This window comes from Microbacterium lemovicicum (assembly GCF_003991875.1).
Lineage (GTDB): Bacteria > Actinomycetota > Actinomycetes > Actinomycetales > Microbacteriaceae > Microbacterium > Microbacterium lemovicicum.
Genome location: NZ_CP031423.1, coordinates 3,169,068 through 3,181,160, shown reverse-complemented (window position 1 = coordinate 3,181,160; position 12,093 = coordinate 3,169,068). Strand labels below are relative to the sequence as shown.

Below are 12,093 nucleotides of genomic sequence, written 5' to 3'. Positions count from 1 at the left end.
AGAGAGCCGGTCTTGGTCGCGGCATCCGCGGCCCTGGCCTTCGTCGTCCTCGGCCGCCTGCTTCTCGTCGCGCTCGTCCGCTGCCTCCTGCAGCGCCGACTTCGCGCGCAGAGGGGGCGTCTTGAAGAACAGCGACAGAACGAAGGCGAGCAGGACCACGCTCATCGCGACCCAGTAGACGCTGACCGCGGAGGAGTTGAACCCGACGAGGAACGGCTTGGTGAGGCGCGGGTCGGCCGAGACCAGGAACGACGTGTCGTTGAGGGTCGAGTCGCCGATGGAGGTGTTCCCGTCTCCGGAGGTGAACTGGTCCTGCAGCGTGGTCGCCAGCGTCGTGACGAACGCGGAGCGGGCGGCGGCATCGCTGAAGTCGAGGCTCACCGTCCCGTCGTCCGCGACGCGGGCGACCGGCACCTGCTGCTGGATCTGCTGCGCGGCGGTCTGCCGTGCCTGGGTGACGGCGGCGGTGGTCGCCGCCTCCTGGGCCGCGGCGGGGATCTGGCCCGCGGCGACCTGTGCCGCGACGGCCTGGGTCGCAGCATCCGTCGCCTGATCGACGCCGTCCTGCACCTGGGCGGTCGTCTCCTCGGTGACCTGCGAGACGATCGGGGTGTAGATCGACGCCATGATCTGCTCGTTCTGCGGAGCCGTGGCCACGGCCGGGTCGAAGGCGGCGTCCAGCGCGCCGGTGAGGGTCGAGTCGTCGGAGAAGGAGCCGATGATGTTCGACGGCATCAGTGTGAACAGCAGCGACAGGAGCACGGCGGTGCCCAGCGTGCCGCCGATCTGGCGGAAGAACGTGGACGAGCTGGTGGCGACGCCCATGTCGCGCAGCCCGACGGAGTTCTGGCTCGCGATCGTCAGGGTCTGCATGAGCTGACCGAGGCCCAGGCCGATCACGAGCATCGCACCGGCGACGTACCAGTACGTCGTGTCGAACTTCAGGAAGGTGAGCAGGAAGAAGCCCACCGACATGAGCAGGGTGCCCAGGATCGGGAAGATCCGGTACTGCCCCGTGCGCGCGATGATCTGACCGCTGGCGATGGAGGCGATCATCAGGCCCAGGATCATCGGCAGCATCTGGAAGCCGCTCTCGGTGGGCGAGGCGCCCAGCACCAGCTGCAGGTAGAGCGGCAGCGTCAGCATCGCGCCGAACATGCCGAAGCCGACGAGCACGCCGATGACGGTGGCCATCGAGAACGTGGGGGAGCGGAAGAGCTTCAGCGGGATGAGGGCGTCGTCCTTCATCAGCGTCTCGGCGATGACGAAGGAGAGGATGCCGATCGCGCCGATGACGTAGCAGGCGATGGCGATGCCGGAACCCCAGCCCCACTCGCGGCCCTGCTCGGCGACCAGCAGCAGGGGGACGAGGGCGACGATGACCGTGGTGGCGCCCCACCAGTCGATGCGCACGGAGTGCCGCGGCTGCTTCGGGATGTGCAGGAAGCGCCAGACGATCGCCAGCGCGACGATGCCGATGGGCACGTTGATGAGGAACACCCAGCGCCAGCCGGTGATGAAGAGGATCTCGCCGGAGCCGGCGAACAGCCCGCCGACGAGGGGGCCGATGACGCTGGAGATGCCGAAGACGGCGAGGAAGTAGCCCTGGTACTTGGCGCGCTCGCGGGGGGCGAGGATGTCGCCCATGATGGCGAGCGGCATCGACATCAGTCCACCGGCGCCGAGGCCCTGGATGGCGCGGAAGGCGGCGAGCTCGATCATCGAGGTCGAGAAGCTCGCCAGCACGGAGCCGATGATGAAGATGACGATCGCGATGAGGAAGAGGAGGCGACGGCCGAAGATGTCGGACAGCTTGCCGTAGATCGGCGTCGAGATCGTCGAGACGATGAGGTAGGCGGTCGTCACCCACGCCTGCAGGCTGAGGCCCTGGAGGTCGTCGCCGATGGTGCGGATGGCCGTGCCGACGACGGTCTGGTCGAGCGCGGAGAGGAACATCCCGGCCATGAGGCCGAAGATGACGAACAGGATCATGCGGTGCGTCATGATCGGCGCGGAGGAGCGCGAATCGGTGGCGACGGTGGCGGACATGCGAGGCCTCGTTCCGGAGGAGGAAATCGGGATGCTGCGGCCCGCCGTCACCGGTGGTTGTCGCAGGTCAACCATCGTACTCCCGCTCCTCACCTCCCGCGGGCGGTCGTGCGACAATGAGGGCGGCGTGCCCGAGTCGACGGCTTCTCTCAGCTCCGCCGGGCCCCTGGACAGCGTCCGCCGCACCTTCCGCTCGAGGAGCAGTATGTCCACGCAGGAGACCACCGAGACCGCCACCGCCACGGGACGCGTCGCCCAGCACCGCCGGTACCTCATGTGCCGGCCGGAGCACTTCACCGTCAGCTACACCATCAACCCCTGGATGGAGCCGGCCAAGCCGACCGACACGGCGAAGGCCGTCGCCCAGTGGCAGGACCTCTACGACGCGTACGTCGCCCTCGGGCACGAGGTCGAGCTCATCGAGCCGATCATCGGGCTGCCCGACATGGTCTACACCGCCAACGGCGGCTTCCTCATCGACGGCGTCGCGTACGGCGCCAAGTTCCGCTTCCGCGAGCGCGGGCCCGAGGGCCCGGCGTTCATGGACTGGTTCCGCGACCGGGGCTACGACGTGCGCCAGCCCGTCGAGGTCAACGAGGGCGAAGGTGACTTCCTGCTCGTCGGCGACACGATCCTCGCCGGCACGGGCTTCCGCTCCACCGGCGACAGCCACCGCGAGATCGGCGAGGTCTTCGGCCGCGAGGTCGTCTCGCTCACCCTCACCGACCCGCGTTTCTACCACCTCGACACCGCGATCGCCGTGCTCGACCCCGTGCAGGGCGAGGGGGGAGTGGAGGCCGCGAACATCGCCTATCTGCCGTCGGCGTTCGATGAGCGCAGCCGGCAGATCCTCACCGAGCGCTACCCCGACGCGATCCTGGTCTCGGACGAGGACGGCTCCGTCTTCGGCCTGAACTCCTCCAGCGACGGCTACAACGTGATCATCTCGCCGCGTGCGAAGGGCTTCGAGGCGCAGCTGCGCGAGCGCGGCTACAACCCGATCATGGTCGACCTGTCCGAGCTGCTGCTCGGAGGCGGCGGCATCAAGTGCTGCACCCTGGAGCTGCGGGACGCCCGGTCATGAGCACCTCCCACGCCCCCGCGCTCGACGAGGCCAGCTCCCGGGTCATCCTCGACGAGGCCCAGCACGTCGCGCACAACTACCACCCGCTCCCCGTCGTGATCTCCCGCGGCGAGGGCTCGTGGGTGACGGACGTGCAGGGCAAGCGCTACCTCGACCTGCTCGCCGCCTACTCGGCGCTGAACTTCGGCCACGGGCATCCCGCGATCCTCGCCGCCGCCCGCGAGCAGCTCGATCGGCTCACGCTGACGAGCCGCGCCTACCACAACGACCAGCTCGGCGCCTTCGCCGGGGCGCTCGCGACGCTGTGCCGCAAGGACGTCGTGCTGCCCATGAACACGGGCGCGGAGGCCGTCGAGACCGGCATCAAGGTCGCGCGGGCGTGGGGCTACCGCACGAAGGGCATCCCCGACGGCCAGGCGAGCATCATCGTCGCCGACGGCAACTTCCACGGCCGCACCACCACGATCGTCGGCTTCAGCGACGACCCGTCGGCGCGCGACGACTTCGGTCCGTACGCCCCCGGGTTCGTCCACGTGCCCTACGGGGATGCCGCGGCGATCGAGGCCGCGATCACTCCGCACACCGCGGCGGTGCTGATCGAGCCGATCCAGGGCGAGGCCGGCGTCGTCGTGCCGCCCACGGGATACCTGCGCGCGGTCCGCGAGATCACGACCCGCGAGAACGTGCTGTTCATCGCCGACGAGATCCAGTCGGGACTCGGCCGCGTGGGCACCACCTTCGCCTGCGACCGCGAGGAGGTCGTGCCCGACCTCTACCTGCTCGGCAAGGCGCTGGGCGGCGGCATCCTCCCGCTCTCTGCCGTCGTGGGCGACCGTGCCGTGCTCGGCGTCATCCAGCCGGGTGAGCACGGGTCGACGTTCGGCGGCAACCCGCTCGCGTGCGCCGTCGGACTCCGCGTCGTCGAGATGCTCGCGACCGGCGAGTTCCAGCGCCGCGCCGCGGCGCTGGGCGAGCACCTCGAGGAGAAGCTGCAGTCCTTCCTCGGCAACGGCGTCACCGCCGTGCGCGTGGCGGGGCTCTGGGCCGGCATCGACATCGACCCCGCGGTCGGCACCGGCCGGGAGGTCGCCGAGAAGCTGCTCGCCCGCGGCGTGCTGGTGAAGGACACCCACGGCCAGACGATCCGCGTCGCACCTCCGCTCGTGATCCGCTCGACGGAGCTCGACTGGGCACTCGAGCAGCTGCGGGTGGTGCTCGCGGCGTGACCGACCACGGGGCGAAGGGCGGCGAGGCGTCTGAGGACGGCGCGCGTTCGCTGATCGATCGGGCCTTCGCCATCCTGGGCACGTTCCAGGGCGGCCGGGTGCGGCAGTCCCTGTCCGACATCAGCCGACGCACGGACCTGCCGATCGCCACATGCCACCGCATCGTCGGACGCCTGACGGAGTGGGGCGCCCTGGAGCGTGACGCCGAAGGCCGCTACAACATCGGTCTGCGGCTGTGGGAGGTGGCGTCGCTGGCCCCGCGATCCGTCGGTCTCCAGCGCCTGGCGCGGCCCCACATGCAGGACCTCTACGAGACCACCGGGTACGCATCCCATCTGGCCATCCGCGAGGGGTTGGAGCTCGTGTCGATCGACCGGTTCCAGAGCCCGCGCCGCCAGGTGCGTCGACCGCAGATCGGCGTGCGCTACCCCATGCACGCGACCGCGATCGGCCTCGTCCTCCTCGCCAACGCCCCGGCGGACGTCCGGGCGGAGGTGCTGGCCGGCGAGTTGGAGGCGTTCACCCCTCGGACCTACACGGACCCTGCCGTGCTCGAGCGCGTTCTTGATGACATCCGCCGCACCGGCTATGCCGTGAGCGACCGTCAGGTGGACAAGGTCCACATCAGCGTGGCGGCTCCCGTCCGCGCCTCGGACGACTCCGTCGTCGCCGCGGTCTCCCTCGCACTCACGGAGAAGGACGTGGACGGCAAGAACATGATCCATCTCGTGCGTCTCACCGCTGCGTCCATCTCGCGCACGCTCGACGCCGCGGGTTTCGGTCGCGTCGAGAGCTGACGGGCCCGCGCTCCTCGGCGGCGGGAGCGAGGACGACGAAACGCTCAGCGTGTGAACGCGCTCAGCCCGGTGATGGCACGGCCCACGATCAGCGAGTTGATCTCGTGCGTGCCCTCGAAGGTGTACAGCGCTTCGGCATCGGCGAAGAAGCGCGCGACATCGGTGTCGACGCGGATGCCCTCAGCGCCGCAGACCTCGCGGGCGAGGGCGACCGTCTCCCGCGCCCGATCGGCGGCCCATGTCTTCACCAGTGCGGCGTGAGCGTCCTCGGCGGATCCCGCGGCACGCAGCTCGGTCAGCCGCATCGCCATGGCGAGCGTCGCCGTGGCGTTGCCGAGCATGCGCGTGAGCTTCTCCTGGACGAGCTGGAAGCCTGCGACGGGTCTGCCGAACTGCTCCCGAGCGAGCGTGTAGCGGAGCGCTGCTTCATAAGCTCCGGCCTGGAGCCCGGCGGCGTTCCAGGCCACGACGAAGCGCAGGTCGGCGAGGATGCGCGAGAGGTCGCGGAACGAGTCGATCCGCTGCAGGCGGTCGTGCTCGGGCACGGCGACGTCGTCCAGGACGATGTCGCCGTTGCGCACCATGCGAAGGGCGATCTTCCCGGTGATGTCGGTGACGGTCACTCCGTCGGCGGCGCGCGGCACGACGAACGCCTTCGCGCTCCCGTCCGCCTCATCGCGGGCCACGATGACCAGCACGTCGGAGATGGCGGCATTGCCGATCCACCGCTTGCGACCGGAGATGCGCCACGAGTCGCCGATGCGGACCGCCGTGGTCTCCAGGCCCCCGGCGATGTCCGATCCGTGCGCCGGTTCGGTGAGGGCGAAGCATCCGGTCAGGTCGAAGGAGGGGATGCGGGGGTCCCAGCGCGCGATCTGCTCCGGGGACCCGCCCTTCCGGATCAGAGTCCGGAACATGCCGACCTGGCCGCCGTAGAGGGTGCCGATCGACATGTCGAAGCGGGCGAGTTCGAAGTGGCGGAACCCGATGTACACGGGCCGGGGAGCGCCGTCGGCCGCGAGCAGCGAGGGGTCGTCCTCCAGCCTCAGTGCGGCCATCTCGGCGCGCAGATGTTCGGGGCAGGTCGCGTCCTCCCACCATCGCGCGAGGTGGGGACGCGCACGCTCCTCGAGGAGCGCGCGCAGCTCGGCGAGCTTGTCGGTCTCGGCCGGAGTGAGCGAGCCGGCGAAGCCGAACAGATCCGTCGGCTCCGTCACCCCGTCAGCCCCAGCAGCCTCGCGGCGTTGTCCTTCAGGATCATCCGGGTCTTGTCCTCCGGGAACTCGAGCAGGGCGAAGTCCTTCAGCCACCGGTCGGGCGTCAGAGCGGGCAGGTCGGAGCCGAAGAGCATCTTCTGGGTGAGGTAGGTGCGCGCCGCGCGCACGAGCGCGGGCGAGAAGTACTTCGGCGACCAGCCCGACAGGTCGATCCACGTGTTGGACTTATGCGTGGCGATCGAGATCGCCTCGTCCTGCCACGGCACGCTGGGATGGGCCATGATGACCTGCAGCCGGGGATGCCGCGCCGCGACGTCGTCCAGCAGCATCGGGTTCGACAGCGACAGCTGGAACCCCCATCCGCCCGGCGTCCCTGCGCCGGCGCCGGTCTGTCCCGTGTGGACGATGATCGGGACGCCGAGCTCCTCGATCTGCGTCCACAGCGGGTCGAACTGCTCGGCGGACGGGTCGAACGCCTGCACGGAGGGGTGGAACTTGAATCCCCGGACGCCGAGTTCGAGCACCTGCCGCCGGGCCTCCTCGACCGCAGCCTCGCCCTGCAGCGGGTCGACGCTGCCGAAGGCGATGAGCACGTCGGCATTGCGCCGGGCGCCGGCCGCCAGATCGTCGATGCTGTTGGGCGCGTGGCCGAGATTCGTGGTGGCGTCCACCGTGAAGACGACGGCGGCCATCCGGCGCTCGCGGTAGTAGTCCGCGGTCTCATCGACCGTGCGCGGCTTCTCGCTGCTGCCGAAGTACGCCGCCATCGCCTCGGTGAGTGCGGGTGGGGACGCGGTGCGCCCGCTGTCGTCGATCTGCACGTGCACGTGCACGTCGACGGCCGTCACAGCGGAGAGGTCGATGCCTGTCGGTGCGTTCATGGTGAGGATTCCTTCGTGTGGCGGTCGGCGAGCTCCTGGGCGGCGTCGGCCCTCACCCGTGCGAGCTCCACCTTGCCGGTCTGCGACCGGCCGAGCGACGTGCGGACGAACCAGTGCCGAGGCTTCTTGTACCCCGCGAGCTTCCCGTCGACATGCCCGGTGAGTCGGGTGAGATCGATCGTCGCACTCGGCGCGGGCACGACCATCGCGCTCACGACCTCACCGAAACGAGGGTCGGGGAGGCCGAAGACGATGGCGTCCGCGACCGCGGGATGAGACAGGAGCGCCTCCTCCACCTCGGCGGGGAAGACCTTCTCCCCGCCGGTGTTGACGACTGCGCTCAGCCTGCCGAGAAGTTCGATCGATCCGTCACCGCGCGCCCGGGCCCAGTCGCCGGGCATGACGTAGCGATGTCCGTCGATCACAGGGAAGGTCGCGGCGGTCTTGACCGGGTCGCGGTAGTAGCCGACGGGGAGGATGCCGCGGAAGGCGAGGATGCCGACGGCGCCGCTCTCGGGAGCCACCTCGCGGAGATCCGGATCGAGCAGGACGGTGTCCGGCGTCGTCACCAGGGAGGTGGGGAGATCGTGCTCCCCTCGGGTGATGCCGAATGCGAACGGGCCGCCCTCGCTGGAGGCGAGCAGGTCGACGATCATGATGTCACCCTGCCGGTGGAGGCGGGCCTTCACCTCGTCGCTGAAGCGCATGCCCGAGCTCATGACCGAGTTCAGCCGCGGCAGGACGACGCCGTCGCGCTCGAGCGCTTCCACGAAGGGGAGTGCGACGGCATCGCCCGCCACGATCACCCGGGTCACGTCGTGGGTGCGGGCGAGCCGCACCGCCTCCTCCACATCGAGGTGCGCTGACGCCTGGAGCACGATCGTGCCGCCGAGTGCCAGCGTTCCCATGGTCGTGGACTGCGCCGTGCCGTGCAGGAGCGGCGGGAGGGGGAGGGTCACCACGCGAGGGGTGGACGGGTCCACGGCGATCGCGACCGCCTCAGCGAGGTCGCTCGGCGGCTCGACGTCGATGATGCCCCAGGTCGACTGGCGCCGGGCGTGCAGGAGGGTGTCCATGTCCCACACGACCGCCCGGGGAGTGCCGGTGGTGCCGCCGGTGTAGAGGCGCATATCGGCCCCCGCGGGTGCACGAGAGGGCATCGCGCCACCGGCGTCGACGACACGGGCGTACGGCGTGGCGCCGTCGACGGGGGCGCCGCCGTCATCGACCGAGATGAGCTCCAGCGGCGCATCGAGGCCGATGATCGCTTCGGCGGCGACGCCGCCGAAGCTCGTCGCGACGATCAGAGCGCGCGCATCGCAGTCGTCCAGCAGGGCTCGGACCTCGCCGGCGCGGTATCGGTAGTTGATCGCGACGGGGGCGACGCCGATCGACAGGCAGGCCCACAGGAAGGTGAGGTACTCCGGGCGGTTGTACAGCAGCATGGCCGCCGCATCGCCCGGACGGAGCCCGCGCGCCGTGAGGTGGCTGGACAGGGCCCCGGCCTCGGCGGCGAACCGCCCGTAGGTGAGGGTCTCGTCGGCCGTCACGATCGCCGGCCGCTCCGGATCGGCTCGCGCGATCCCCTGCCACAGGTCGCTGTAGTGCACCGCGGTCACGCGCTCGCCTGACGCGAAGGGGGTCCGCTGGGCTGCGCGTGGCCGGCGAACTGCGAGCGCCAGGCATCACCGATGCCCGCAGCATCCCATCCGCCGTCGCTGTACGAGGTCTCCAGAGCAGCAGGGTGCGCGTACAGCGTGAGGCGGTCGCCGCCGATGCCGATCGCCTGCCCCGTCACATCGGCGGCGTCGGCGGAGGCGAGCCACACGACCAGCGGGGCGACGTCCTCAGGCGTGCCGAGGGCATTGTCCCGTCGGATGTCCGTCGGGATCGGCTGCCCCGCCAGGTAGTCCTCGTACACCTGGGTGTAGGCGGGGATCGTCGCGGTCATGGGCGACAGGGCCGTGGGGACGACCGTGTTCACGGTGATCCCGGCGCGGGCCAGTTCCAGCGACCACGTGCGCGCCATGGCGACCAGGCCCGCCTTGACGGCGGCGTAGTTCGTCTGCCCGAAGCTCCCGAACTGGCCGGCGGGAGACCCGATGAGGATGATGCGGCCGCCGTCGCCCTGCTCCCTCATGAAGGTCGCCGCCGCGCGGCCGCACGTGAACGACCCGCGCAGATGCGTGTCGACGACGAGGTCGAAATCGGCGTCGCCCATCTTCCAGAGCACGCGATCGCGCAGCACGCCCGCGTTGGCGACGAGCACGTCCAGCCGTCCGAAGGAGCGTCGGGCTGCCTCCACGAGCTGTTCCGCCGTCTCGGTCGGGCCGACCGCGCCGACGCTGGCGACGGCCCGGCCGCCGCGGTCGGTGATCTCGGCGACCGCGGCGGCGGCGGCATCCTCGTCGACGTCGTTGACGACGACCGCGGCACCGGCGTCGGCCAGCGCGAGGGCGTAGGCCCGGCCGAGGCTCCGTCCGGCGCCGGTGACGATCGCGACCCGTCCGTCCAGGCTCACGGCGCTCACCGGTAGTGCCTCAGGACGAGCTCGGCGGCGACCGCCGGCTTGTCGCCCGCACCCTCGAGCTCGAAGGTCAGGGCGAGGGTGACCTGGAAGCCCTCGGAGATCGCCGTCACCTCGGCCACGGTGGCGCGGAGGCGCACCCGTCCGCCGGAAGGGACCGGCCGCGGGAACCGGATGCGGTTGTAGCCGTAGACGATGCCCATGCGGGCGTCGGAGACGCGGTAGATCTCGCGGAGCGGGAGCACGACCATGCTGAGGGTCAGCATGCCGTGGGCGATGCGCTCACCGAACGGCGAGGAGGCGGCGGCGGCCTCATCGACATGGATCGGATTGTCGTCGCCGGTCAGGTCGGCGTACACGTCGATGTCGTCCTGCGTGATCCGCTGCCAGGAGGACGGGCCGAGCTCGCGCCCGGCGAGGCCGGGGAGATCGTCCATTGTCAGGGTGTCGGATGTCATCGCTGCTCCTCTCGCACGAGGGCGTCGCCCATCGTGATGATCGCGCGACCGGTGATCTCACCGCGCGCCAGTGCCTGGTAGGCCGCTTCGGCCTCGTCCAGCCGGTACCGCCGGGTGATCAGGGCGGTCGGGTCGAAGAGACCCGAGGCGGCGAGCGCCGTCACGGCGGGCAGATCCGTGCGGGTGCGCCCGCCGAACGAGCCGACGATCTGCTGCCCGCGTCGCACCAGCGGAGTGATCGGCACCGCCGCGGTGCTCGCGCCGGCGGCGATGCCGATCGCCACCATGCCTCCGCCGTCCGCGAGCATGCCCACCGCCTGCGCGAAGGTGGTGGGGTTGCCCAGAGCCTCGAAGGCCACGTCCACGCCGCCGGTGAGTGCGCGCACCTTCTCGACCGGGTCCTCCGTCGATGCGTCCACGACGGCTGTCGCGCCCAGTTCGAGAGCACGGGTCAGTTTCGCCACCGAGATGTCGACGGCGATGATCTCCGCAGCGCCCGCCGCACGGGCCATGGTGATGAGGCTGGAGCCGATTCCCCCCACACCCACGATGGCCACGCTGGCACCGGTCTCGACGGCGCCCGCTCGGAAGACCGCGCCGTAGGACGTGAGACCCGAGCAGCCGAGGATGCACGAGGCCTCGTGGTCGAGTCCTTCGGGCAGCGCGGTCAACGCGGTCAGCGGAGCGACGCAGTACTCGGCGAGACCCCCCATCGAGTACATGGCCAGGAAGGAGCCGTCGGGCATCGCGAGGCGGCTCGTGCCGTCGAACAGAGTGCCCTCCAGACGGTTCCGGCGGAAGAACTCGATGCAGAGGTCATCGCGGCCGCGCAGACACTGCCGGCAGGAGGCGCACGGCATGATGAAGCCCGCGACGACGACGTCGCCGACGGCGAGACCGGCGCCGTCGCCCGCACCGCCGTCGCCGTCGCCGAGGGCGACGATGCGGCCGCTGACCTCGTGGCCGAGGACCGCGGGACGGGGGAAGGCGACCTCGCCACGCATGACGTGGAGGTCGGTATGACAGACGCCGCACGCGATGACCTCCAGCAGCGCCTCGCCGCGCTGGGGCGACGGCGTGCGGATGCGTGCGATCTCGAGGCGGTCATCGGCCAGGATGGCCGCCCGCATCGTCGCGGGCACGGGGTGGGTCACGTCATCTCCTCGGGCGGCATCGGTCTCGACCCATCCTGGTGAGCGACCGGCCAGGAGGCACGCACCCTTCCACGTAGCGGAAACGGCGATGGAGGCAGGCCGGGGTGCGATGCGATCCTGGCGCCACGCCGACGACGACGTGGAGAAGGAGACCGTGATGACGCTGCTGGAACCGCTGCTGGACCCCACCGGTATGGAGGAGGGCGCGGCGGACGCGACCCTCTCACCGCGCCCCGTGTCGCTGCGCGGCCTGACGATCGGCCTGCTCGACAACACCAAGCCCAACGCCACGATGCTCCTCGAGGAGATCGGCGCCCGTCTGGTCGCCGACCACGGCGCGGCCGACACGCGTCTGTACACGAAGGACTACTTCGGAACGCCCGTGCACGACGATCTGTTCGCGACGATCGTGCAGGAGTGCGATGTCGTCGTGACCGCGGTGGGGGACTGCGGGTCCTGCAGCGCCGCCACCGTCGCCGACGGCATCAAGTTCGAGCGGGCAGGGATGCCGGCCGTGAGCATCACCTCGGATTCCTTCCTGATGTCCGGCCAGGCGATGGCGACTGTGCAGGGATTCCCCGGGTTCGCCTTCCACGCGGTGAGGCATCCGATGGCGAGCCTGACGGCAGACGAGGTGCGCGAGCGCGCGCTGACGGCGATGCCGGAGGTCCTGCGGATCCTCGGCGTGGAGGAAGGATGA

The 12,093-nt window shown here is 70.5% G+C and carries 10 protein-coding genes and 1 pseudogene; 4 read left to right on the top strand and 7 right to left on the bottom strand.

Features of this window, described 5'->3' with window-relative positions; all coding sequences use genetic code 11:
* Positions 1 to 75 precede the first annotated feature (75 nt).
* Positions 76 to 2,049: pseudogene (locus CVS47_RS17075) on the bottom strand (MDR family MFS transporter); the annotation flags it as partial.
* Positions 2,050 to 2,254: 205 nt separating this feature from the next.
* On the opposite strand from CVS47_RS17075, the gene ddaH reads away from it, so the two are divergent.
* Genes ddaH through CVS47_RS14840 form a run of 3 tightly spaced genes read left to right on the top strand, consistent with a single transcriptional unit; the run spans position 2,255 to position 5,156 of the window.
* On the top strand, positions 2,255 to 3,133 hold the full coding sequence (gene ddaH, locus CVS47_RS14850) for a dimethylargininase (RefSeq protein WP_127096779.1): 879 nt from the start codon (positions 2,255 to 2,257) through the stop codon (positions 3,131 to 3,133).
* A complete protein-coding gene (gene rocD, locus CVS47_RS14845) occupies positions 3,130 to 4,359 on the top strand; it encodes an ornithine--oxo-acid transaminase (protein ID WP_127096778.1) in 1,230 nt (409 codons plus the stop codon). Before ddaH ends, rocD begins: the two co-directional genes overlap by 4 nt.
* Positions 4,356 to 5,156 (top strand): IclR family transcriptional regulator, encoded by an 801-nt coding sequence (locus tag CVS47_RS14840; RefSeq protein ID WP_127096777.1) that lies wholly within the window; start codon positions 4,356 to 4,358, stop codon positions 5,154 to 5,156. The genes rocD and CVS47_RS14840 overlap by 4 nt, the downstream gene beginning before the upstream one ends.
* A 44-nt stretch (positions 5,157 to 5,200) precedes the next feature.
* Here CVS47_RS14840 and CVS47_RS14835 read toward each other — a convergent pair whose 3' ends face one another.
* Genes CVS47_RS14835 through CVS47_RS14810 form a run of 6 tightly spaced genes read right to left on the bottom strand, consistent with a single transcriptional unit; the run spans position 5,201 to position 11,393 of the window.
* A complete protein-coding gene (locus CVS47_RS14835; RefSeq protein WP_127096776.1) occupies positions 5,201 to 6,373 on the bottom strand; it encodes an acyl-CoA dehydrogenase family protein in 1,173 nt (390 codons plus the stop codon).
* Positions 6,370 to 7,254, bottom strand: a complete 885-nt coding sequence (locus CVS47_RS14830) for an amidohydrolase family protein (protein WP_127096775.1) — start codon at positions 7,252 to 7,254, stop codon at positions 6,370 to 6,372. The genes CVS47_RS14835 and CVS47_RS14830 overlap by 4 nt, the downstream gene beginning before the upstream one ends.
* The gene (locus tag CVS47_RS14825; RefSeq protein WP_127096774.1) at positions 7,251 to 8,873 is read right to left on the bottom strand and encodes an AMP-binding protein; all 1,623 of its coding nucleotides are present in this window, start codon (positions 8,871 to 8,873) and stop codon (positions 7,251 to 7,253) included. The genes CVS47_RS14830 and CVS47_RS14825 overlap by 4 nt, the downstream gene beginning before the upstream one ends.
* Positions 8,870 to 9,784: an SDR family oxidoreductase gene (locus CVS47_RS14820; protein WP_241240182.1), complete on the bottom strand. Its 915-nt coding sequence runs from the start codon at positions 9,782 to 9,784 to the stop codon at positions 8,870 to 8,872. The genes CVS47_RS14825 and CVS47_RS14820 overlap by 4 nt, the downstream gene beginning before the upstream one ends.
* Positions 9,781 to 10,239: a MaoC family dehydratase gene (locus CVS47_RS14815; protein ID WP_127096773.1), complete on the bottom strand. Its 459-nt coding sequence runs from the start codon at positions 10,237 to 10,239 to the stop codon at positions 9,781 to 9,783. Before CVS47_RS14815 ends, CVS47_RS14820 begins: the two co-directional genes overlap by 4 nt.
* Positions 10,236 to 11,393 carry a zinc-binding dehydrogenase gene (locus CVS47_RS14810; RefSeq protein ID WP_241240181.1) on the bottom strand — a complete coding sequence of 386 codons (1,158 nt, stop codon included), beginning with the start codon at positions 11,391 to 11,393 and terminating at the stop codon, positions 10,236 to 10,238. The genes CVS47_RS14815 and CVS47_RS14810 overlap by 4 nt, the downstream gene beginning before the upstream one ends.
* Positions 11,394 to 11,550: 157 nt before the next feature.
* Here CVS47_RS14810 and CVS47_RS14805 point away from each other — a divergent pair, with 157 nt between their 5' ends.
* Positions 11,551 to 12,093 carry a UGSC family (seleno)protein gene (locus CVS47_RS14805; RefSeq protein ID WP_127096772.1) on the top strand — a complete coding sequence of 181 codons (543 nt, stop codon included), beginning with the start codon at positions 11,551 to 11,553 and terminating at the stop codon, positions 12,091 to 12,093.

What these genes read in the sequence shown, in the direction of transcription:
- ddaH (WP_127096779.1), top strand. Translation starts at nt 2,255, where the DNA reads ATGTCCACGCAGGAGACCACCGAGACCGCCACCGCCACGGGACGCGTC.
- rocD (WP_127096778.1), top strand. Translation starts at nt 3,130, where the DNA reads ATGAGCACCTCCCACGCCCCCGCGCTCGACGAGGCCAGCTCCCGGGTC.
- CVS47_RS14830 (WP_127096775.1), bottom strand. Translation starts at nt 7,254, where the DNA reads ATGAACGCACCGACAGGCATCGACCTCTCCGCTGTGACGGCCGTCGAC.
- CVS47_RS14815 (WP_127096773.1), bottom strand. Translation starts at nt 10,239, where the DNA reads ATGACATCCGACACCCTGACAATGGACGATCTCCCCGGCCTCGCCGGG.
- CVS47_RS14805 (WP_127096772.1), top strand. Translation starts at nt 11,551, where the DNA reads ATGACGCTGCTGGAACCGCTGCTGGACCCCACCGGTATGGAGGAGGGC.